Origin of the sequence: Campylobacter concisus (assembly GCF_050447485.1) — a bacterium.
GTDB classification, from domain to species: Bacteria; Campylobacterota; Campylobacteria; order Campylobacterales; family Campylobacteraceae; genus Campylobacter_A; species Campylobacter_A concisus_BQ.
Genome location: NZ_JALMFY010000001.1, coordinates 1,064,665 through 1,086,476 on the forward strand (window position 1 = coordinate 1,064,665; position 21,812 = coordinate 1,086,476).

Genomic DNA, 21,812 nt, shown 5'->3' on the forward strand with positions numbered 1-21,812 from the left:
GTGATGAGTGAGTTTTTAGCAGAAGTTTTAACACTTTCATTTTTGTTTATGATCATTGGTTTTTATGCCGTTTATAGGGCTAAAAAGGCACAAAGCGAGCATGAGAAAAATATGGCTGATTATGATAAAAATCTACTAAATTTTGCTCAAATTTTAGGTGTGCAAAACTACATCGACCTAGTTAAATTTGATGAAATTTTAGCGCAGGCCTTAAAAGAAAAACTAATTTTTAAATTTAATAAATCCACTTCACAAGAGGAATTTATCTCTTTTATAAAAGATGAAAATTTCAAAACCAAACCCAAAATTTCGCAAAATCATATCGATGAAGCTTTTTTAAACCTTTGTGCCAGCTCGCTTATAGAGCCACTAAAGCTAGCGATACTAAAAAGCGAAGATCAAATTTATGGATTTTTGTTTGAAAAAGAGCACCTTTTTGCTCTCATTGATAGCGCTGCGCTGCTTGGCGAAAATATTATAATTTGCGAGTAAATCAAGTAAAATTCATCTCTTTTTAGATAAAATCAAGCCAAATTTCAACTATAAGGTAAAAAATGGCAAAAGAAAAAGATAGTGACAAAAAGATAGCTATCCCAGAGAGCGAAGCGGACAAGAAAAAGGCGCTTGAGCTTGCGCTAAAGCAGATAGATAAAGCTTTTGGCAAAGGCACGCTTTTAAGACTTGGCGACAAAGAGGTTGAGGCGATCGAGTCGATACCGACTGGCTCGCTAGGACTTGACCTAGCTCTTGGCATAGGTGGCGTCCCAAAAGGCAGGATCATTGAGATCTATGGACCAGAAAGCTCTGGTAAGACCACACTCACACTTCACATCATCGCTGAAGCGCAAAAGGCTGGCGGAATTTGTGCATTTGTCGATGCAGAACACGCACTAGACGTAAAATACGCTTCAAATTTAGGCGTAAATACCGACAACCTTTACGTCTCTCAGCCAGATTTTGGCGAGCAGGCACTTGAGATCGTTGAGACGCTTGCAAGAAGCGGTGCGATCGATCTTATCGTAGTTGATAGCGTCGCTGCCCTTACTCCAAAGAGTGAGATAGACGGCGATATGGGCGATCAGCACGTGGGCCTGCAAGCAAGGCTTATGAGCCAGGCGCTTAGAAAGCTAACTGGAATTTTAAGCAAGATGAAGACAACTGTTATCTTCATCAACCAAATTCGTATGAAGATCGGCATGATGGGATATGGCACTCCAGAGACCACAACTGGCGGTAATGCACTTAAATTTTACTCATCCGTAAGGATCGATGTAAGAAAGATAGCCACACTTAAACAAAATGACGAGCCTATCGGCAATCGCACAAAAGCAAAAGTCGTTAAAAACAAGGTCGCGCCTCCATTTAAAGTGGCTGAATTTGACATCATGTTTGGCGAGGGTGTGAGCAAAGAGGGCGAGATCATCGACTATGGTGTAAAACTAGACATCATCGACAAATCAGGCGCGTGGTTTAGCTACAAGGCCGAAAAACTAGGTCAAGGCAGAGAAAACGCCAAAGCCTACCTAAAAGAGCACCCAGAAATTTCTGATGAGATAGTAGCGGCGATAAAAGGCTCAATGGGCATAGACCACCTAATAAGCAGCGGCACAAAAGACGAAGACGACGACACAAACGAAGCAGGAGATGAATAATGGTATTTATTGAAGATGTAGAAGCTCACGAGGTTTTAGACAGTAGAGGCAACCCAACAGTTCGTGCGACAGTTAGGCTAAGCGACGGCACCGAGGCAAGCGCGATCGTACCAAGCGGTGCAAGCACTGGCAAGCGTGAAGCACTCGAGCTTCGTGACAAAGACGAGAGATATGCTGGCAAGGGCGTTTTAAAGGCTGTTTCAAACGTAAATGAAAAGATCGCTGAAGCGGTGATAGGCCTTGATGCCTACAACCAAAAGGCAGTCGATGCGGAGATGCTTGAGCTTGATGGCACGCACAACTACTCAAATTTAGGCGCAAACGCGGTCCTTGGCGTATCTATGGCAGTAGCTCGCGCAGCTGCAAAGAGCCTAAATATCCCGCTATACCGCTACCTTGGCGGTGCAAACGCTAGCATCTTGCCTGTGCCGATGTTTAACATCATAAATGGCGGCGCACACGCAAATAATAGCGTTGATTTTCAAGAATTTATGATCATGCCATTTGGCTTTAGCACATTTAGCGAGGCGCTAAGAGCTGCAACTGAAATTTACCACAAGCTAAAATCTATCCTAAACGCAGCTGGCCACAGCACGGCTGTCGGCGACGAGGGCGGTTTTGCTCCAAATTTAAAAGACAACGAAGAGCCACTAAAACTAATCTCACAAGCTGTAAAAGAGGCTGGATATGAGCTAGGCAGCCAGATAAAACTTGCCCTTGACGTTGCTTCAAGCGAGCTTTATAAAGACGGCAAATACGAGCTTGAGGGCAAGAAATTTAGCAGCGACGAGCTCATTAGCTACTATGAAAAACTTTGCGAAAAATATCCGATATTTTCTATCGAAGATGGTCTTAGCGAGGATGACTGGAGCGGCTGGGCTGAGCTTACAAAAAGGCTTGGCAGCAAGGTGCAGCTAGTTGGCGACGATCTATTTGTTACAAATGAGAAAATTTTACGCGAAGGCATCGAGAAAAACATCGCAAATGCGATCCTAATCAAGCCAAATCAAATAGGCTCAGTCACGCAAACTATGCAAACTGTCCGCCTTGCTCAAAGAAACGGCTACCGCTGCATCATGAGCCACAGAAGTGGCGAGAGCGAAGATGCGTTTATCGCTGACTTCGCAGTCGCACTAAACACTGGCGAGATAAAGACAGGTGCCACTTCAAGAAGCGAGCGCAACGCAAAATACAACCGCTTGCTTGAGATCGAGCTTGAGGCGGGTGAGTTTTTAGGGGATAATATTTGAGCGAAATTTTAGATGAATATGGCAAAGAAGATGGCATATTTCATAAAATCATAAAATTTGTTCGGCCGACATTACGCTACGTCATAGCCACCATTTGCGTGGCTATGTTTGCATTTTACGTAGGTAACATGATGTTTGGCAAACGCTCACTTGATGTGATGCTAAGCCTTCAGAGCAAAAAAGAGAGGCTTAGCGAAGACGTGGAAATTTTGAAAAAATTAAACGCACGTCTGCAAAAAGATTATTTTGAACTACAAGGCCTTGAGCCAGACTCTAATAAAAAGTAGGAACGATGAAGAAAATTTGGTTAGTTTTATCTATCTTGACGGCGAGCTTATGCGCCAGAGAAAACCCATTTATGCCTATTAGCGAGCTAAACACAAGCGTTATGACGACAAATGTCGTAGAAAAATATGACAGTTTCAACTCGCTCTCGTTTAAATTTCCAAGCGATGCGATGCTTTTGCTTGATGTCACCATAAGATACAGAGCAAATGACGGCAGCATAAAAGAAAAAAAACTAACCGATATAAACAAAACTATCGACTGGAACGACGAATTTGCCCTAAGCAAGATGAAAAATCCAGAACCAGTCGCAGCTAAAAAACTAGATGTCTCAGTCACGATGGCAGAAGTGCCAGCTCAAAAGGTTAGCACGCCGGTGATAATAGAAAAAAATGAGACTAAAATTTCAAACAAAGATAGAAATAAAAGCTCAGATGTACCAACTCCAAACGTCGTGGTGATCGACCTTGGCACAAAAAAAGTAAAAGAGTCAGCTAAGCCTGAGCAAAAAGTAGTCGAAGTAAAAATTGAGCCAGCCTCAAAGCCTGTTCAAGAGACAAAAAGCAGTGAAAAAGAGGTTAAATTTTTAGGATTTGTGAGCTTTTTAACACATGAAAAAGAGCTAAATATCATCACAAAGGCTAAAAATTTAAAGCACTTTGCATATGAAAAAAACAAGATCGTGCTTGACTTTGCAAAACCTCCAAGAAGCTTTAAAACTAGAAATTTAAAGCTTGAAAATGAAAATTTTAAAAACGTAATAATCGGCTGGCATGACAAGTATTTCAGAGTGGTTTTAGAGCTTGATAAGATGCATAAATATAGGCTTGAAGCCGTTGAAAATGGATATGTGCTTAAGCTTTTATAGTTTTTATATTTAAATTTAAGCCTAACTTTTAAATTTCTCTTGGTCGTAATCAGAAAAAAGCTTAACACTAGTGCAAGAAGCCCTTGGGCATGCAAGCCTAAACACCTCGCGAATTTACACACACTTTGATAGTGATAAGCTAAAACTCGCTGCAAAAGTGACTGAAGACTTGGCAAATGAGAGCGCTCAAAGCCAAAGCAAACTAGCAATACTAAATTTAACCTATGCAAAATTTAAAACATTAAATTTAACTATGAAGCCCTATAAATATGTGAGAATTTTTAGCTTGCAAGTAGCCTAAAAAGCTTACTCTGCATATAAATTTACGCCACTCGAACAAAAAGCCGCACGAAAGTAAAATTTGGCAAGTAAATTTTACTCTACTCGCCAAAATTTATCAAACTAGCCTATCTTTCTTATCTTTGCAGGCAGTGCTTGTCTAGCGCAAGTACCAACCAGCCAGTCATTTAGGCTAAATTCGCCATTTCTTTTTGGATCAAGAAGTCCAAGCTTGTTGTGATTGACCCCTTTTTCTAAATTTGCTATCCCAAAAGCTGGCTTTCCATCGACCATATGCGTTCTTATACCAAACTCGTCATGGCCAAATCCATGCTCTATGCTGATAACTCCGCTAGCAACGCCGTCTGTTACAAACGCCTCGCCAACCTGCGCTCCATAAGGCGTAGTCACTTTGACCTTATCGCCTGAGCGAATGCCCTGCTCGCTCGCCACATCTGGCGCCATCCTTATGAAGTTGCTAGGATGCACAGCTCTTAGTTTTGGGCTAACAAATGTGTAGAAGTGCTGGATATTTGACTTTCTTGAGCTAACTGTGTATTTCCACTCAGAGCGTGGGAAAAATTTCTCAAGCGGCGTGCCGTCACTTGCTACTGGCAACATCAGACTTGGCACTCCTGGCATATATTCGCCCGTTACTGAGTGTCTGTGTCCGCCAAGTGGCTCATAGTAGATAGAAGCTGGCGTAGGCGCTGGCACTTTTACGGTTGCTTTATCGCCCTTGTATGCGCTCTCGTAGCTATCGTATCTACCGCCTTTTGCTAGTACGTGTGCTACTTTTGGCTTCTCTTCGTCTTTTAGATAAGGGTCGAGTTTTGTCATCACTCTTGATATCTTACTAAGCTTTTTGTCCTCGTCGCTTATATCTTTCACTCCCTCGCCGTCAAAGGCTAAATTTGCTAGTGCAGCTGCGTAATACTGCTCTTTTACGTCAAGGTCCATGAAATTTCCGTCTTTGTCTTTGAAGGCATTTTTGCCAAAGCCTTTTAGTCCAAGCCTCTTTGCTACGGCTATATAAAACGCCTCAACGTCGATCACGCCGCCGTTTTTATCCTTTGCCTGCTTTGAGCTAACGGCTGGATAGCGCACGACTGAAGTTTTAGCGATCGTTCCCCAAAGAGAGTTTGGAAGCGCCCAGTTTTCTAAATTTACCCCATCTGGCACGATGTAGTCGGCATAGGCGTTTGTCTCGTTCATGAAGGCGTCGATACCCACGAAAAGTGGTAAATTTTTACTATCTTTTAGTGCGTCTAAGACCGCTCTTTCAAGTCCTGCTTGGCCGTAAAGTACGTTTGTCATGTAGTTTATGAAAACTTTTACTTTGTATGGATAGCCAGCCTTGTGGCTCGTAAGCGTTTCGTTTACAAGTGGCATAGAGATAGGATACCATGGCTGAGTTGATGGATAGCCGCTGCCGCCAGCTGCTACTTTGCGCTTATATTCAGAGCTTGTTTCGTAGTATTTGCCTGATCTTGATAAATTTAGACCATTTGGCTTATAAGCGCCCTCAAAGCTCTCAAGGTCATATCTGCCCTTTAAAAACTCGTGTGTGCCGGCACTTGCATTGACGTTGCCACCTTTGTAGCCATAAGTGCCCATTAGCGTATTTAGACAAAGGATCGCATAAGTAGTCATACCAGCTTGCGTATGCATCATACCGCCATGCACGTTTGTGCTCACCTGTCTGCCATTTTTGGTGAAATTTTCACAAAGCCAGATGATATCTTCAACGCTAACACCGCAAATTTTTGAGTACTCCTCTAAGCTATGCTTATAAGCTGACTCTTTTAAAAGCTGCATTGAGCTTTTTACCTCGACCTTTTTGCCGTCTATTAAAATTTTACCTTTGTAGTAGAGCTTGGCTGGTTCATTTACCTTGTAGCTTTGTATCTTGCCATCTTGCGAGCAGACCTGCCACTCGTTATTGATAAGTGCAAATTTGCCGTAGTCTTTGTGACTTTTTTCGGTGATGACTAGATGCGTGGCGTTGCACCAGTGTATCTCGCCTGCAAGTTTTGCTTGGTCTAAATTTGGCTGGATAAGGTAGTTTGTGGCATATTTTTCATTTTCTATGATCCAGCGTATCATCGCCATGGCTAGAGCCGAGTCGGTGCCTGGCTTTATCGCTATCCAGCGGCCTTTGTCTGAAGAGGCGTATTTTACAGCATTTGTAACGCTTGGGTCTACCACTGCGTAGCTAAAGTCATCTCTAGTGCCTCTTGCGTAAGAGAGCATTTTTGCCTGTTTTTGGAAAGGGTTGCCACCATTTGACGGCGAAGTGCCCCAGTAGATAACAAATTTAGAGTTTTCATAGTCTGGTTTTGTGTGTGCAAAGCCCTTTGCGTTGTGTGCGATCTTGCCGCCAACCCTAAAGCCACCACCGCAAATTCCGCCGTGTGAGTAGTGATTGATAGTGCCAAATGACTTTTTGACAAAGCGATCAACGATGTCTGAGCGTCCGTCATATAGGTAAAAGCTTAAAAGTTGGTTGCGCTTAGTGCCGTACTCTGGATTTTCGCTGTCTATTAGCTCGTCGCTATATATCGCTCTTAGTCCGTCCACGTGTCCCTCACCAAAGAGATCTCCGCCCTCTACTACCTCTTCTACTAGCTGTTCAAAGCTTATACTCTTCCACTTACCTTCTCCTCTTTTGCCAACTCTTTTTAGTGGCGTCAGTATCCTTGCGGGCGAGTCTATCATCTCAGGTAATATCGCTCCTCTAGCGCAAACTGTGGCTCGCTTTTCATCTTCGCCGCTTAGTGTTGTGGCAAGTAGTGCGTCGTTTATCGATGTGTCAAAATTTGCCCAGTGTACGTTTGAGAGTGGGTGGTATGGGTTTCCGCTACATCTTAAAACGCGGTCGTTTTTGTCATCTACGTGAAGTCTTATGCCACACTTCGTTGTACAGCCGTGACACATAGAAAAGACAACGCTATGTCCGTCGTTAAGTGAAATTTTGCCGTCTTTTACGCTAAATTCAGGCTCTAGCGAGTTTGACTGCGGTTTGTAGTCGTCTTTCTCGCCATCTGCTAGCACAGCGCTCGCGGTTAGTGTTGAGAGTACAGCTGATCTTTTTAAAAATTCTCTTCTTTGCATTACTTGTCTCCTTTTACTGTGCTATCTCTTCGCTCCAGCTGATAACCTTTTTATATCCATTATCAAGCTCGAGTTTCTTATCGTTTTTAGCCAAAATTTCGCTAACGCCGTGGTAGAACACCTGTGGATTTGTATTTTTAGGGCTATCTATGACCATAGTTTCGTGTGTGGCTAGAAATTTCCTGATATTTGAGTTAGGATCGTTAAGATCGCCTATTATACGGCTACCACCCACACAGCTCTCTACGCATGCTGGCTGAAGTCCCGCTCTTAGTCTATGGTCGCAGAAGGTGCATTTATCGGCCTTGTAGGTATGCAAGCTAAGATATCTTGCGTGATATGGACAGGCCTCCACGCAAAGCGCACAGCCTATGCACTCTTTTGTGTCGATCTTTACGATGCCGTTGCTTCTTTGATAGCTTGCTCCTGTTGGACAAACGTCGATACAGGCTGGTTTGTTGCAGTGATTGCAAAGTCTTGGAAGTGACGCAATGACCGCCATTTTACCGCTTTTATCCTTTGCCTCGTACTCAGAGACAATGGTTCTAAAAGCACCTGGCTGAACGTCATTTTCCAACATACAGCTCATAGTACATGACTGACAGCCAACACATCTTGTTAGATCTATCGCCATGCCGTAGCGAACACCACTACCACTAAAGTCCTTTGGTGCCGCCTTTAGTGCAGTCGTAGCAAAAAATAGTCCTGCAGCTGCGATAAAACTGCGACGAGAGTTTAGGGTCTGTTGCATAAGAAATTCTCCTTTCTTTTTAGAAGTTTTTCTTATTTTAACATAGTAAATTTTTTTTCTAAAGTTTATTTTATATTTTTGCAAAATGTATTAAATTTTGAGAATTTTTGTAGCACTTTGTGAGTAAAATTTGAAGTTAAATTTAGAGAGAAAAAGATAGAAATTTAGCTTCTATCTTTTTTAAATTTATGCTTTGCGATTTAGCATATAAAGGCGGATGACTTGCTCGGCAGTCATCTTTAAATTTCTAATGGCATTATCTTTTCGCATGGCTTCTTCAAGGCTCATTGGCTCATTTAGTATGCAAAAATAGGCATCTATGCCGTGCTTATGGCAGTCTTTGGCGCACCTTTGCACGCTTCCAGCAAGCGCGATGACTGGCTTATGATGCCTCTTAGCTAGCTTTGCCACGCCTGTTGGGGTCTTGCCCATGGTGCTTTGAAAGTCCATGCGGCCCTCGCCAGTGATGACAAGATCAGCCTTTTTGATCTCATCTTCAAGCGCTATTGTCTGCGTGATGATTTCGATGCCAGGCTTGAGCTTCGCTCCCAAAAATGCCACAAAAGCAAAGCCAAGTCCGCCAGCTGCTCCAGCGCCCTTTTGCGTGTGAAATTTGGTGCCATTTTTCTCTTTTACAAGGCTTGCAAAGTGCTTTAAGCCATCATCAAGCTGCTTTACCATGCGGCCATTTGCGCCCTTTTGTGGGGCATAGACGTAGGCTGCGCCCTTTTGTCCGTAAAGTGGGTTATCTACGTCACAAGCGATTAAAAATTCGCACTCTTTTAGCTCTTTTAGAGCCTCTTCATCTGAAAACTCACAAATTTGAGCTAGATCCTCACCTTTGCCCTCAAGCAAAGCGCTATTTTTGTCATAAAATTTAAATCCAAGAGCGCTTAGCATACCTGTGCCAGCGTCATTTGTCGCACTTCCGCCGATGCCTATGATAAATTTTCTAGCACCTTTACTAATGGCATCTTTTATCATCTGACCAAAGCCAAATGTGCTAGTTTTCATAGGATTTCTCTCATCAGGATTTATGAGAGTAAGTCCTGAAGCACTAGACATCTCAAGTATGGCAAGGTCGTCTTTTAGGGCATATCTAGCTAAAATTTCAGTCCCAAGCGGGTTTTTTACAATGGTATCTATAAATTTCGCATCAAGTGCGTCAGCCATAGCCTCCACGCTGCCCTCACCGCCGTCAGCGACTGGCTTTACGACGACGTCACAAAAATCCTCAAGCGCCTCTTTTATAGCAAGGCCCGCTTCAAGCGAGCTTAGCGAGCCTTTTAATGAATCAATCGCAACCAAAATTCTCATAAAAGCACCAAAGATAAAATATAAACGCTGATCATACCAACAACGCCCATGATAAATGTCATCGCTGTTTGTGTGCGATATCCTTGATCTGCGGTCATCTTACTAAAGTTTGTCACGACCCAGAAGTAGCTATCGTTTGCGTGAGATACGCACATCGCACCAGATGCTATCGCCATGACGCAAAGTGCGGCTGAAATTTCGCTCGTAAAGCCAAGTGTGTGCATGAGCGAGTTGTCAGCGCTAAATGCGCCCATGATAGAGGCTGTCGTGATGATAGCCACAGTCGAGCTTCCTTGAGCGGTTTTTAGCACAGCTGAGATGATGAATGGGAAGAAAATTCCTATCGCTTTTATAGTTGAGGCATTTTCTTTTATGAAATTTACAAAGCCAGCCTCAGTGATGACGTTGCCCAAAACGCCGCCAGCTGCGGTGATAAAGAGTATAGGACCAGCGATCTTTAATGATTCGTTTGTGATGTGGTCAAATTCTCTCATTTTTTTAGTTTCAGCTAGTAAAAATACGCAAAAGATCACGCCGATCGCAAGGGCGATGATAGGGTTACCTAAAAATAAAAATATCTTTGGCAAGAGCGCAGCTTTATCAAGCATGCCTTGTTTTGCCAAAACATCAACCACAGAGCCAACCGCCATGAAGATGATAGGCATGATTATAGGAGCAAGGCTCAAAAATCCGCTAGGCAATTTGCCAAATTTATTTAAAAGCTCCTCGTAACTTGCTGTTATCGTAGCGTCAGCCTCTTTATCGCTGATAGTTACGCTTTTAGCGATACTTTTTGAAAAGAAATAAACAGCTACCAAAACAGGCACTGAAACTACTGTACCCATGATGATGACAAGAAGTAAATTTCCGCCAAGGCCAAGTGTGCCAGCAGCGGCTATCGGGCCAGGAGTTGGTGGGATGAAGACGTGAGAAGCGTATAGGCCGCCACTAAGTGCTACTGACATAGCAACTGGGCTTGCTGAAATTTTCTTATAAAGTGCCTCGCGGATAGAGTTTAAGACGACAAAACCGCTATCGCAAAATACTGGTATGCCTACAACCCAGCCCATTATAAGCATGGCAAGCTCAGGGCGTCTTTGTCCGACTAGCTTTACGACCATGTCAGCTAGCTTTAGCGCAGCTCCAGTTTTTTCAAGCACTGTACCGATGATCGTTCCAAAGATGATGACGATGCCGATGCTCTTAAATGTGCCACTAAAACCAACGCCTATCATCGCTGGGATCTTGGATAGATCGATACCTGCGACGATCGCGAGTACCAAAGATATACTCATAAGTGCCAAAAATGGATGCACCTTGAACTTTGAGATCATAAGGATCATAAGGATGATTGCTATAACAAAACAGACAATCAAAGCCATTCCGCTCATGAAAACTCCTTTATTGTGAGATTTTGCTAGTGATTTTAGCAAAATTTGCTTATATTTTTTCTAATATTTTTAAGTTTTTCTATTAGTTAAATTTTTTTCATTATTTTTCTGAAATTTGCATTATCTGCCCAAATTTAGCCACTTTATAAGATTAAATTTTTAAGGCTATTTTAAAATAACAAAACCAAGACCAACCTTATCTGTGTGCCTATCATAATCAATCAAGCTCTCGCCGTATCCTGTAAAATACTGCAAATAGCCATAAACGCCGCTTGAAAATATCGGAAACATATATGAAAGTTCGGCCGCGCCTTTATTTGTTTTATCAAAATGTAAGTTATTTCTTAGCATTAGGCTAAAGATGTGGTCGTTTAGGTTGTAACTAAGCCTTACGTCGCCGTGTCCGATGTAGTTTAAAATTTCTTTGTTGTCGTTCTTTTCGCCGATCACGCTCCAAACTCTTGGCGAGATGGTTAAATTTCCATAGACAAGATCGCCTTGCACGTAGGCTCTGTTCCAGCTTCTTGATTTGCTGCCATCTCGTCCATTTGACTCATGCAAAAGGCCAAATTTTAGATTTTGGATGCCGATTTTCTCTAGATATTTTGGTGAGGCGAAATTTAAGAAAATTTCAGGCTGATAGTTTGTCTCGCGAAACGGCGATGACTTTTTAGTGATCTGCCACCACGAAGTCTGTGTATAGGCTGCCACTAGGCTCTCTCTAAGACCAAAAACGTCGTAAAATAGCGGCTTTGCAAGGCTTATTTGAAACTTGGTCTCAACGCTCTTTCGCCCATCATCTGGCACAGTTTTAGCGTAAGTTACTGGTAAAAGGTAATTAAATTTATAAAGCTCGATGCCAAGTGCGTTTTGCAGATGATGTTCAGCCTTGTTTTCTTGTGTGATCTTAGCCTGCTTTATCTTTGCTTCTGGCGTCGCTGGCTCGGCATTTAGACTAGTCTTGGAAGCTAAGCTTTGCGCGTTTATAGAGTTTTCGGCAATGCTTTTATAAATTTGCATAGCACCTTTTATGTCGCCACTTTGCTCAAGTGCTTGCGCTCTTTGAAACTCGCTAAGTTCGCTTGCTGCTAAAAGGCTAAAGCCAAGAGCCAAAAATAGTATAAATTTAGGCATCTCTTTGCTCCTTTTTTTGAATTTCATTTGCTATTTTGTACTCATCTGGGAAATTTACGTTAAAAAACTGCTCTTTGTCCTCAAAATTTACTATCTTGCACTTGCAGTTTTTTCGTAAAAGTCCGATTTTATGCTCATTTTTTTGGTAAAGCTCTTTGGCTAATGGGGCTAAGCTTGGGCTAAAAAAGCCACAAAGCGAGTGGATATGCTCATCATCACCAGCCACGACCATCTCAAATTCATCTTTAAATTTAGTCAGCTCGCCAAGACTTTTTGGGTCAAAAAATGGCATATCAGCTGGGATGATAAAGACGCTGTGATCAAAGCTTTTTAGCACGCAGTAAAGCGCTAACATCGGCGAATAATCATCACTGCTCTCATCTTTTATGAGCTTTAGAGGCGGGTTAAATTTCTCAAATTTAGAGCTTACAAAAACCTCATCAAAGACTTTGCTAAATTTAGCAACCTGATAGTGCGTGAGTGTTTCAAATCCCCCAAATGGCAGCAAGGTCTTATCCTGCCCCATGCGCGAGCTCTTGCCACCTGCTAAAATGACGCAAGTTTGCATCTTTTATCCTTTTAAATTTCAAAAATTACAAAAGTATAACCAAATTTTCTAACTCATCTTGTTTTAAATTTATTATCACTTTGCAAAGCTTTGCCCTTAAATTTGCAAAAAAGAGCGCTTTTGCCAAAACAAGGGCTACTTTTTAGCAGATAAAATTAATTTTTTTACCACGCTAATCATAAAGCTAAGAATAATATAATGGTTTACTTTTAAAGGAGATCACATGAGTGAAAGAAATTTACAAATTTTAGGTTGGATAGGCACGTGCTTATCGGTTGTTATGTACTTTTCATACATCCCACAGATAATGGGCAACCTTGATGGCAACAAAACGCCTTATATACAGCCACTAGCGGCTGCGCTAAACTGCACGATCTGGACAAGTTACGGCCTACTAAAATCTAAAAGAGACTATCCGCTAGCTGCTGCAAACCTACCAGGCATAATCTTTGGACTTTTGGCAACTATAACAGCGTTTTAATGCGCTAAAAACCGGCAAATTTGCAAAAATAGCTGGATTTGCCGGTTAAATTTATTTTATACAAACTCTTCAAATTTCTTTGATATTTCAAAAATAAATTTAGATGCTAAAAAAATAGTCAAATTTTGTCAAAAACGTAAGGCGAAGTATCGCGAAGCGGGCTTTAAAATTTAGCGGCAAGATTTTAAGATAGATTTGGATGTTGTGACGAAATTTTCACACAAGATAAAACATCTAGTTTATCGAAGTGTGAAAATTTCTAACTCATTCAAAGATACTTAAAAGCTAACGCCTATAAGTCCCTTGGATCGGCGATTTTACCAGCTATCGCTGAAGCCGCCACAACCGCCGAGTTAGCTAGATAAATTTCACTAGTCCTATCGCCCATACGACCGACGAAATTTCTATTTGTAGTCGATATGCAGCGTTCATTTGCACCCAAAATTCCCATATATCCGCCAAGACAAGCACCACAAGTTGGGTTGCTCACAACTGCGCCAGCTTCTATGAAAATGTCGATAAGCCCCTCTTTTTCAGCAGCTCTTGCGATCTTTTGCGTCGCTGGAGTGATGATGAGCCTTGTTTTGCGGGCTACTTTTTTGCCTTTTAGGATTTGCGCTGCGATGCGAAGGTCGCTTAGACGGCCATTTGTGCATGAGCCGATAAATGCCTGATCTATAGCTAGATCGTCGCGAACCGCCTGTCTTACGCTCTTGCCGTTGCTTGGCAAAAATGGATATGCGATGACTGGATCAAGGTTTGTGACATCGATCTCTAAAATTTTGTCGTATTTTGCGCCCTCGTCTGAGTAGAAAAATTTTGGTTTATCGCGTAAATTTTTATCTTTTAAAAACTCTTTTGTGATCTCATCAACCGCGATGATACCGCTCTTTGCGCCAGCTTCGATCGCCATGTTGCACATTGAAAATCTATCATCCATACTAAGGCCATCTATCACCTCGCCGCTAAACTCAAGCGCCTTGTAAAGTGCGCCATCAACGCCTATTTGTCGGATGATCTCAAGGATGAGATCCTTGCCGTAGACGTGCTTATCAAGCTTGCCTTTAAAGACGACCTTGATGCTCTCAGGCACTTTAAACCAGTTTTTGCCCGTGATCATCGCATAAGCTAGGTCGGTGCTACCCATGCCGGTGCTAAAGGCTCCAAGAGCGCCGTGCGTACAGGTGTGGCTGTCTGCGCCGATGATGACGTCGCCTGGGATGACTAGCCCTTTTTCAGGCAAAATCGCGTGCTCGATACCCATATCTTTTTCGTCAAAATAGTTTTTAAGGTCGTGTTTGTAGGCAAATTCGCGTGAAATTTTGGCTTGATTTGCGCTTAGGATGTCCTTTGTCGGGATGTAGTGGTCCATCACGATGGCAAAGCCATCTGGGTTAGCTAGCTTTTTAGCACCACTTCGCTCAAACTGCTTGATCGAAATAGGCGTAGTGATGTCGTTGCCTATGATCATATCGATCTTGCTCTCGATGATCTCTCCTGCGCTTACCTCTTTGCCAACGTGATCTGAAAATATTTTTTCTGTGATGGTTTGTTTCATAAATTTCCTTTAAATTTTGAGGCGATTTTAACAAAAATAGCTAAATTTAAAGAAAATTCACCAAGCCAAAAGGCTTAGTGAAACTAAAATTTAACCGATGCCGTGAGCATAAACTGCCTGCCATATCCTGGCACGATGGCTAGGATATTTTTGCCCTCTGAATTGTAAGAAGTGTAGTAAATTTTATCAGTCAAATTTTTCACATTAAGCTGAAAATTTGTCTCATAGCCTGAAATTTTAGTTGTGTAGCTAGCAAATGCGTCATAAGTCACAGCATGAGGCATCTTGTATGCGTCACCAGAATTTGAGTAGGCAAACCATGAGCCAAAGTATCTAGCCCCACCGCCTAGCCTAAAGCCTTTTAGCCCAAGGTGGGTAAAGTCGTAGTTTGCGAGCAAGCTTGCCTGGTGCTTTGGTGTGGCGTCAAATGGCTTGCCAACCTTCCAAGTGTTCTCCTCGTCTTTTAGAGTCTTTGTCTTTGTATAGGCGTAACTCGTCCCCAAAGTAAGCCCCTTTGTTATTTTGCCGTTTGCGTCTAGCTCAAAGCCACGTGAGCACACCTCGCCACTTGCATAAGTGATGTTGTTTAGGCTGTAGGCTACGTTTTTCTTTTTGATATCAAAAATGGCTGCAGTAGCTGTAATGTTATCGTTTTGAAATTTGCTTCCAAGCTCGATAGAGTTGCCCTCTTCAGGATCTAGCGAGCCAAGATCGTCATTCATAGATATTTGCGGCTTAAAGCTTTGAGCATAGTTCGCATAGACCGACCACTCTTTATTTAGTAGGTAAAGAAGGCCAGTTTGATATATCAGCTTGCCACCGTGGCTGTCGGTAGCTGTTTTAAATGGCTCGCCCTTGCCACCAAGCTGATCGTAGTACTCATATCTTAAGCCGAGCGCGAAGATTAGATTTTCGGTTAAATTTATATTATCTTGCACGTATGTGCCGATGCTGCGTATCCTTTGATACTGCTTGTCGTTTTGATTTGGTGTTTTTACTAAAGAGGCGGTGCCAAATACAAGGTTGTATAAATTTACGTTATTTGCTCCGCCTTGACTTCTGTAAGAATTTGCCCTGCGGCGAAGCTCCTCTTTTAGATCCACGCCTGTTATTAGGTTATGCGAGATGGGGCCGGTCTCAACTATGCCGTTTAAATTTATCCCGCCAGCGTGAGTTCTGTGCTCAAAATCGTAATAGTAAGAATTTTCTCTAGTGACTAAGTCAGTTGCTGGAGTAAAATTTCTAACCCGCATTTGTCCGTACTCGTGCATTGATCTTGTAAAGGCGTAGTTTGCTTTTAAAAGCCAATTTTCGCTCAAATTTTTCTCAAAACCGACATCAAATGTGTGAATTTCGCCCTTTATCTCGTTAAATTTCTCATCGAGCCTCTTTTTGGGATCGCTTAGTAGAAATTTGCCGTCCCAGTTTTTATATGCGGCAGTTTTGTTTGTCACCATGTAGTTACCGCGGTCAAGCGGATCGGTGTAGCGTCCGTATGAGTAGGCAGCGTCGATGCGGTAGTCCTCGCCTTTATAGCTGAGGCTTGGGGCTACTAGCAAGGACTTAAATTTACCATACTCTCGCCAGTAGTGTTTGCCGCTTTGATCGAAAATAAATCTATATGCAAAGCCGCTTTCTCCGATAGGTCCGGTGCTATCAAAACCATAGTTGTAGTAGTGGTTGTTGCCAGCACCAGCGTAAATTTCATGGCTAAAGTCGTAAAGCGGTTTTTTGGTAACTAAATTTATGATCCCGCCAGGGTCTTGCACGCCGTAAAGCAAACTAGCTGGCCCTTTTAGCACCTCTACTGTTTGCACGGTTGCATTAAAACTATGTCTAACGCCAGCTGAAGTGCCATTTCGCATTATAGAGCCATCTCTGTTTTTGCCAAATCCACGTTTCAAAACTGCGTCAAATATCCCTCCAGTCGAGTTTGCGTAGCTAACGCCGCTCACGTTTTGAAGGCTCTCTGCTAGTGTCTCTGGCTTTTTGTCTTTTAGCTGCTGCGCTGTCACGACGTTTACGGTCTGGGGTATCTCGAGGATAGGTGTATTTGTCTTGCCAACTTCGCTCGTTGTCGCCCTATAGCCATCATCCGCGCTATCTTCTACGCTAACACCTTCTAAATTTACATCAGCGCCATTTAAAGCTGAAATCGCAAAACAAAGTGCGATACTAATGCGAAATTTACTCAATTATTCTCCTTTAAAAAATTAATTATTTTAAAAATCGTTATCATTGTATAAAATTGAAATTTAATTTTTAATGAATTAATTTACATTATATTTATGAAAATTTCTCAATCGCACAAAAATACTATTTTTATTATTTGTATATTTTAAAATTATAATTTAAGTAACTAAAATAAATTCAACGTCAAATTTAGCCTTAAATTTTATTCTAAATCCCTAAAATACTCTATTTATTACTTTGGATAATGAAATTAATAAAATTTAGCAAAATTTATCATAACAAGCGTTATTTAGCTACTTTTTGCCATTCTTTCTTAAAAATAAAAATTAAGAGATATTGTTTAACTTTTATTATAAAATACGCCGAAAATTTTAAAAGGATTTAAGATGAAAAGACTTTTTTCTAGCTTGTCTAACAAGATAGCCTTTTTGCTGACAGCTTGGATGCTAATAGGCATAGGCATATTTTTTAGCATAAACTACTCAAATTCCAAATCGGAAAAAATTCAGTCCTACAACAATGTGCGTAAAACTGGTCTAAAATCGACGATGTATTTTGTCGATGAGTTTTTAAAGTCAAGACTTCACATGGTGCAAACCTTTGCAAAAGAGCTAGAGGATAAAAAGCTCTATGCCAGTAGGGACGATATAGCTGAGGCGTTAAAAGGTGCGTTTGTCATTTCGCCATTTGACGCGCTATTTGTAGGCTATGCAGATAATGGCAACGTCATCAAGACCGATCTTTTGAAAAACAACAAGCCATTTTTGATACCAAATTTTGACGGTCGCACGAGGGCTTGGTTTAAGGATGCACTTAGTAGTGGCAAGGCTGGATTTTCCGAGCCATATATCGATGTTTCGTCTAAAAATTTAACCATTACCGCTTATGCTCCAGTTTTTGATGAAAGCAATAAAATGGTTGCGGTTCTTGGCGCAAATATCTTTTTAAACGGCCTTAGCCAGGAGCTTTTAGAGATAAAAACAACTAAAACTTCAAACATCATGATCGCCGATGACAACGGCAAAGTGATAGTTCATCCTGATATAAATTTGATCACAAAAGAAGATGAAAACTACAAAAGCCTCATCAAAGAAAATATGAAAAAGAGCATAGAAGGCGACAAGGTTTCGCTATTTTTCCATAACGGTATGAGAAACGTCATCTACTGCCAAAACCAAAAGCTAACAGGCTGGAACGTCTGTATAGTGGCTGACGCTGATGAGTTTGTGGCTGAAATTCAAAGTGCTTCAAATAAGCAAATTTTGATGTTTAGTCTGTTTTTGATCTCAGTCATCATAGCTATCATCGTGGTCGTTAGATACTTCTTAAGACCAGTTCTAACGATACAAAATGGCCTAATCGAAGTCTTTAAATTTATAAATAACAAAACTTCAAACGTCGAACCTATCAAGCTAAAAACAAGCGACGAGCTAGGCGTTATGGCTGCTATCATCAATGAAAATATAGAAAGCACAAAAGAGAATTTAAATAGCGAGCGCGAATTTCTAGCTAAAACGCAAGAATTTGTAAGCAAGATAAAAGGTGGCGACTTTAGAGCAACGCTTGAAGCGACGACAAATAGCCAAGCACTGCTTAAGCTGAAAGAGGCATTTGGCGAGCTACGTGACGCACTAAAGACAAATATCGCTTCAAACGAGCACGACATCTTAAAAGCGCTAGAAATTTACTTTAAAAACGACTTTACCGCTAGGATAAACGACGATGGCGTCATCGCAAAAGGTATTGACGCGCTTGGCGATAAGATCGCACAGATGTTAAAAAACAACGAAGAGATCGCAAAACTGCTAGAAGACCGTGCAAAGGTGCTAAAAGGCTACATGCAGGAGCTTACCACTAAGGCAAACAAGAGCGCGACATCGCTCTCTGAGGGTGCGGCTGCGGTTGAGCAAATGAGTGCGTCTATGAGGCAGGTAAATGCTAGATCAGACGATGTCAAAAGGCAGTCTGAGGAGATAAAAAATATCATCACCATCATCCACGACATAGCCGATCAGACAAATTTACTAGCTCTTAACGCTGCAATAGAAGCAGCACGTGCGGGCGAGCATGGCAGAGGCTTTGCGGTGGTGGCTGATGAGGTTAGAAATTTAGCCGAGCGCACTCAAAAAAGCCTTGGCGAGATCGAAGCAAATGCAAATATCCTAACGCAAAACATCGACGACATGAGTGCGGCGATAAATGAGCAAACCATAGCGATCGCCCAGATAAATACGCTAGTTGCCGACATCGATAATCTAACAAAAGAAAATCTTGAAGTGGCAAATCAAACAAACAAAGCCACAAACGAGGTCGATGAGATAGCTGATCAGATCGTAAAAGAGGTCGCTAAAAACAAATTTTAACTTTTGTCCTAGCAAACCAGCTAGGACTCTTTGTTAAAACATTTTTGCAACATTTCTGATATAATCCCCGTATGAAGTACGCACATTTAGTTCAAATAGCAAGTTATCTATCAAAATTTAAAAAGATAAGCCAAGCAAAGCGCGTAAGCGATATGGCTATACTTATCGAATTTAGCGGCGAAAAGATCATTTTTGATCTAAATAAGTCAAACTCAGCGATCTACAAAGATAACGAGCTAAAAGAGGCTAAAATTTATCAAGCACCCTTTGATAATGTCCTAAAAAAGCGCTTTAACGCCTCGCATATAAAAAGCGTCGAGTGCCTAAAAGACAATAGAATTTTAAGATTTACCTGCACGCAAAGTGGCTCATATAAAAGCGAAAATTTCATTCTCTATCTTGAATTTACTGGCCGCTTTACAAACGCCGTGATAACTGATGAAAACAACGTCATTATCGAGGCACTAAGACATATCGACAATAGCTACCGAAAAATAGAAACTGGCGAAGTTTTAAAAGAGCTGCCAGCCATCGCTATAAAAGAAAAGCCGTGCGAGCCTATAACGGACTTTGATGAGTTTTTTAAAAGTGAAGCCACTAGGATAAATGAAGCAAGGATAGCTGGGCTAAAAGAGGCAAAGCTTGCAAGTGCGCAAAAAAAGATAGATAGCATGAGGGAAATTTTAAACTCGCTTGAAGATAAAGATGAGCTTATGAAAAAGAGCGAAGAGTTTGCAAACTACGGCTCGCTCTTGCTTGCAAATTTGGCAAATTTTAAGGGCTATGAGAGAGAAATTTGTCTTAATGATTTTGATGGCAACGAGATAAAACTAACTCTTAGCGATACGCCAAAAAATAGCGCAAATGAATTTTATGCAAGGTCAAAAAAACTTCGGGCAAAAGCCCTTGGAGTGGAGATAGAAAAGAGAAATTTAAGTGAAAAGATCGAGTTTTTAGAAGGTCTAAAGTCACTTTTAAAAGAGGCAAATAGTGCCTATGAGCTTGAAATTTTAAGCCCAAAAAACAAGGCAAAACAAAGAGAGAGACACATAAAAGATGTGAGCGAAAATGCTGAAATTTTTTACGTTAGAGAGTTTAAAATTTTAGTTGGCAGAAACGAAAAAGGCAATATAAATTTACTTGATCTAGCCAAAAAAGATGACATCTGGCTTCATCTAAAAGACGTCCCAAGCGCTCACGTCATCATCAAGACAAACAAGAGCAAAGTGCCAGAAGACGTGCTGGAGATGGCGGCTAAATTTTGCGTGGAGTTTAGCGTAAAAGGGGCTGGCAGATACGAGGTGGATTACACCAAACGCGAAAATTTAAGGCGTGAAAATGGCGCGAACGTCACTTACACAAACTACAAAACGATCATCATAAATAAAGGCTAAAAATGGCGGTAACACCTTTAGGAAATAGCAACTTCATCAACCAAAACGCCCCAGTCGTCTCGCAGGTGCATGCAAACCAGCAAGCACGCTTTGACATGCAAGCGCTAATGGCATCTGAGCTAGCCACTCAGCAAAACGAGGAGATCAAAGAGGTACGTCCGATGGAGGAGTCGTATAGACTTGATCCTGAAAAAGAGCACGAGCGTCAAAAGAGCGAAGAAGAGGCGAGCGAGTTTGAAAATGAAGAGCAAAACGCAAAAGCTAAAGATGAAGAGGTCTTAGAAGACGAGCTTGATAGCGAAGAAGAGAGCGAAGAGCCACACGTTTTGGATATAAAAATTTAATTTTTAAATTTAAAGATCATGGTTTAAATTTGTGACCATTATTTTTAAAATTTACTAGCTAACTGCGCCTTAAAATCAAAAAAAGATCATTTAAAAAGCAGAAATTTAAAAGAAGAAAAAGTGGCGAGAGGATGAGAGAATCGAACTCCCCACCAGACGGTCAACCGCCCAGTCATCGGGTTTGAAGCCCGTGAGCATCACCAGATTACTTTATCCTCCGTGCGCGTTATTTTAGCAGATTTAGATAAATTTTAGCCCATTTTCTATAAACTTTTTGAAATTACAAAAGGATTTATGATTTCTAAATTTAGCGTTTTTGCATTTTTGGTCTTATTTTTTTGCTCTTGCTCCTCAGTCCTCACCCCAGCAACAGCACCACTAAATGTATATGACGCATACTCCATTTCTCGCGATAAACGCGGTATCTACTCGATCTCTCGTGATAAATTTATCCAAAGCAAGCTACAAAGCAAAATTTTCTTTTCAAAAGGGCTTAGCAACATCGACATCGAGGTAGAGGTCTTTTACGGCGATGCCTATCTCATAGGGCTTGTTGATAGCAAAGAGCTTGAAGATAAGCTAGTTGAGCTTGCCAAAAGCACGGACGGTGTGCGAAAAATTTACACCTATATTAGGGTAAAAAAGAGCGAGTATCCGTGCGATAGCCTAAGCATTCTTGCAAATTTAAAGCAAAATCTCTTCAAAGATAGCGTCGTTGAGGGCACAAATGTGCGTGTTAGCATCGTTGGCTGTGACGTTGTTTTTAGTGGCGTGGTAGATAGCATCGAGCAAGAAAAGCACGCCATTTGGTACGCTAAGCACATTGATGGCGTGGCGGATGTCTATTCGTTTATCAAAGTTATCAAATAA

At 41.5% G+C, this 21,812-nt stretch carries 18 protein-coding genes, 1 tRNA gene and 2 pseudogenes; 12 read left to right on the forward strand and 9 right to left on the reverse strand.

What is annotated here, in order from left to right; all coding sequences use genetic code 11:
* Positions 1-3: 3 nt before the first annotated feature.
* The 6 genes and pseudogenes from MTT29_RS05390 to MTT29_RS05415 form a co-directional block, all read left to right on the forward strand.
* A complete protein-coding gene (locus MTT29_RS05390) occupies positions 4-492 on the forward strand; it encodes a hypothetical protein (RefSeq protein ID WP_429799994.1) in 489 nt (162 codons plus the stop codon).
* A 62-nt stretch (positions 493-554) separates the two neighbouring features.
* Positions 555-1,652, forward strand: a complete 1,098-nt coding sequence (recA, locus tag MTT29_RS05395) for a recombinase RecA (RefSeq protein ID WP_072595361.1) — start codon at positions 555-557, stop codon at positions 1,650-1,652.
* On the forward strand, positions 1,652-2,902 hold the full coding sequence (gene eno, locus MTT29_RS05400) for a phosphopyruvate hydratase (protein WP_002940828.1): 1,251 nt from the start codon (positions 1,652-1,654) through the stop codon (positions 2,900-2,902). Before recA ends, eno begins: the two co-directional genes overlap by 1 nt.
* A gap of 104 nt (positions 2,903-3,006) precedes the next feature.
* Positions 3,007-3,189 (forward strand): hypothetical protein, encoded by a 183-nt coding sequence (locus tag MTT29_RS05405; protein WP_180385140.1) that lies wholly within the window; start codon positions 3,007-3,009, stop codon positions 3,187-3,189.
* A gap of 5 nt (positions 3,190-3,194) precedes the next feature.
* Positions 3,195-4,055: an AMIN domain-containing protein gene (locus MTT29_RS05410; protein ID WP_103647789.1), complete on the forward strand. Its 861-nt coding sequence runs from the start codon at positions 3,195-3,197 to the stop codon at positions 4,053-4,055.
* Positions 4,056-4,107: 52 nt separating this feature from the next.
* Positions 4,108-4,233: pseudogene (locus MTT29_RS05415) on the forward strand (integrase); the annotation flags it as partial.
* 224 nt (positions 4,234-4,457) lie between these two features.
* Here the strand turns inward: MTT29_RS05415 and MTT29_RS05420 are convergent.
* The 6 genes from MTT29_RS05420 to MTT29_RS05445 form a co-directional block, all read right to left on the reverse strand.
* Positions 4,458-7,448 carry a molybdopterin dinucleotide binding domain-containing protein gene (locus MTT29_RS05420; RefSeq protein ID WP_429799995.1) on the reverse strand — a complete coding sequence of 997 codons (2,991 nt, stop codon included), beginning with the start codon at positions 7,446-7,448 and terminating at the stop codon, positions 4,458-4,460.
* 13 nt (positions 7,449-7,461) lie between these two features.
* The gene (locus tag MTT29_RS05425) at positions 7,462-8,199 is read right to left on the reverse strand and encodes a 4Fe-4S dicluster domain-containing protein (protein ID WP_103574068.1); all 738 of its coding nucleotides are present in this window, start codon (positions 8,197-8,199) and stop codon (positions 7,462-7,464) included.
* Positions 8,200-8,385: 186 nt separating this feature from the next.
* Positions 8,386-9,516: a glycerate kinase family protein gene (locus tag MTT29_RS05430; RefSeq protein WP_429799996.1), complete on the reverse strand. Its 1,131-nt coding sequence runs from the start codon at positions 9,514-9,516 to the stop codon at positions 8,386-8,388.
* The gene (locus tag MTT29_RS05435) at positions 9,513-10,907 is read right to left on the reverse strand and encodes a GntP family permease (protein ID WP_429799997.1); all 1,395 of its coding nucleotides are present in this window, start codon (positions 10,905-10,907) and stop codon (positions 9,513-9,515) included. The genes MTT29_RS05430 and MTT29_RS05435 overlap by 4 nt, the downstream gene beginning before the upstream one ends.
* A 165-nt stretch (positions 10,908-11,072) precedes the next feature.
* Complete coding sequence (locus MTT29_RS05440; protein WP_429799998.1) at positions 11,073-12,041, reverse strand: phospholipase A; 969 nt, start codon at positions 12,039-12,041, stop codon at positions 11,073-11,075.
* A complete protein-coding gene (locus MTT29_RS05445; protein WP_429799999.1) occupies positions 12,034-12,609 on the reverse strand; it encodes a molybdenum cofactor guanylyltransferase in 576 nt (191 codons plus the stop codon). Before MTT29_RS05445 ends, MTT29_RS05440 begins: the two co-directional genes overlap by 8 nt.
* Before the next feature lie 223 nt (positions 12,610-12,832).
* On the opposite strand from MTT29_RS05445, the gene MTT29_RS05450 reads away from it, so the two are divergent.
* Positions 12,833-13,090: a SemiSWEET family transporter gene (locus MTT29_RS05450; protein WP_012140463.1), complete on the forward strand. Its 258-nt coding sequence runs from the start codon at positions 12,833-12,835 to the stop codon at positions 13,088-13,090.
* A 292-nt stretch (positions 13,091-13,382) separates the two neighbouring features.
* Here the strand turns inward: MTT29_RS05450 and leuC are convergent, their stop codons facing one another.
* Together leuC and MTT29_RS05460 are read right to left on the reverse strand one after the other, a co-directional pair.
* Entirely contained in the window at positions 13,383-14,648 is a 1,266-nt protein-coding gene (gene leuC, locus MTT29_RS05455) for a 3-isopropylmalate dehydratase large subunit (protein WP_012140464.1), read from the reverse strand.
* A gap of 83 nt (positions 14,649-14,731) precedes the next feature.
* The gene (locus tag MTT29_RS05460) at positions 14,732-16,843 is read right to left on the reverse strand and encodes a TonB-dependent siderophore receptor (RefSeq protein WP_429800000.1); all 2,112 of its coding nucleotides are present in this window, start codon (positions 16,841-16,843) and stop codon (positions 14,732-14,734) included.
* A gap of 546 nt (positions 16,844-17,389) precedes the next feature.
* Here MTT29_RS05460 and MTT29_RS05465 point away from each other — a divergent pair.
* From MTT29_RS05465 to MTT29_RS05480, 4 genes and pseudogenes are all read left to right on the forward strand, one after another.
* Positions 17,390-17,917, forward strand: a pseudogene (locus tag MTT29_RS05465) (cache domain-containing protein); the annotation flags it as partial.
* Positions 17,918-18,679: 762 nt separating this feature from the next.
* On the forward strand, positions 18,680-19,204 hold the full coding sequence (locus MTT29_RS05470; RefSeq protein WP_103575376.1) for a methyl-accepting chemotaxis protein: 525 nt from the start codon (positions 18,680-18,682) through the stop codon (positions 19,202-19,204).
* Positions 19,205-19,275: 71 nt separating this feature from the next.
* Positions 19,276-20,598 (forward strand): NFACT RNA binding domain-containing protein, encoded by a 1,323-nt coding sequence (locus MTT29_RS05475; protein ID WP_429800001.1) that lies wholly within the window; start codon positions 19,276-19,278, stop codon positions 20,596-20,598.
* Positions 20,599-20,600: 2 nt separating this feature from the next.
* The gene (locus tag MTT29_RS05480) at positions 20,601-20,942 is read left to right on the forward strand and encodes a hypothetical protein (RefSeq protein ID WP_103574215.1); all 342 of its coding nucleotides are present in this window, start codon (positions 20,601-20,603) and stop codon (positions 20,940-20,942) included.
* Between the two features lie 121 nt (positions 20,943-21,063).
* Here the strand turns inward: MTT29_RS05480 and MTT29_RS05485 are convergent.
* Positions 21,064-21,161, reverse strand: a tRNA-Sec gene (locus tag MTT29_RS05485).
* Between the two features lie 75 nt (positions 21,162-21,236).
* Between MTT29_RS05485 and MTT29_RS05490 the strand changes: the two genes are divergently transcribed.
* Complete coding sequence (locus MTT29_RS05490; protein WP_429800002.1) at positions 21,237-21,812, forward strand: BON domain-containing protein; 576 nt, start codon at positions 21,237-21,239, stop codon at positions 21,810-21,812.

Bases quoted from the DNA above. Each gene is read 5' to 3' on its own strand.
- MTT29_RS05390 (WP_429799994.1), top strand. From the start codon at position 4: ATGAGTGAGTTTTTAGCAGAAGTTTTAACACTTTCATTTTTGTTTATG.
- recA (WP_072595361.1), top strand. From the start codon at position 555: ATGGCAAAAGAAAAAGATAGTGACAAAAAGATAGCTATCCCAGAGAGC.
- eno (WP_002940828.1), top strand. From the start codon at position 1,652: ATGGTATTTATTGAAGATGTAGAAGCTCACGAGGTTTTAGACAGTAGA.
- MTT29_RS05405 (WP_180385140.1), top strand. From the start codon at position 3,007: ATGTTTGCATTTTACGTAGGTAACATGATGTTTGGCAAACGCTCACTT.
- MTT29_RS05410 (WP_103647789.1), top strand. From the start codon at position 3,195: ATGAAGAAAATTTGGTTAGTTTTATCTATCTTGACGGCGAGCTTATGC.
- MTT29_RS05420 (WP_429799995.1), bottom strand. From the start codon at position 7,448: ATGCAAAGAAGAGAATTTTTAAAAAGATCAGCTGTACTCTCAACACTA.
- MTT29_RS05425 (WP_103574068.1), bottom strand. From the start codon at position 8,199: ATGCAACAGACCCTAAACTCTCGTCGCAGTTTTATCGCAGCTGCAGGA.
- MTT29_RS05430 (WP_429799996.1), bottom strand. From the start codon at position 9,516: ATGAGAATTTTGGTTGCGATTGATTCATTAAAAGGCTCGCTAAGCTCG.
- MTT29_RS05435 (WP_429799997.1), bottom strand. From the start codon at position 10,907: ATGAGCGGAATGGCTTTGATTGTCTGTTTTGTTATAGCAATCATCCTT.
- MTT29_RS05440 (WP_429799998.1), bottom strand. From the start codon at position 12,041: ATGCCTAAATTTATACTATTTTTGGCTCTTGGCTTTAGCCTTTTAGCA.
- MTT29_RS05445 (WP_429799999.1), bottom strand. From the start codon at position 12,609: ATGCAAACTTGCGTCATTTTAGCAGGTGGCAAGAGCTCGCGCATGGGG.
- MTT29_RS05450 (WP_012140463.1), top strand. From the start codon at position 12,833: ATGAGTGAAAGAAATTTACAAATTTTAGGTTGGATAGGCACGTGCTTA.
- leuC (WP_012140464.1), bottom strand. From the start codon at position 14,648: ATGAAACAAACCATCACAGAAAAAATATTTTCAGATCACGTTGGCAAA.
- MTT29_RS05470 (WP_103575376.1), top strand. From the start codon at position 18,680: ATGCAGGAGCTTACCACTAAGGCAAACAAGAGCGCGACATCGCTCTCT.
- MTT29_RS05475 (WP_429800001.1), top strand. From the start codon at position 19,276: ATGAAGTACGCACATTTAGTTCAAATAGCAAGTTATCTATCAAAATTT.
- MTT29_RS05480 (WP_103574215.1), top strand. From the start codon at position 20,601: ATGGCGGTAACACCTTTAGGAAATAGCAACTTCATCAACCAAAACGCC.
- MTT29_RS05490 (WP_429800002.1), top strand. From the start codon at position 21,237: ATGATTTCTAAATTTAGCGTTTTTGCATTTTTGGTCTTATTTTTTTGC.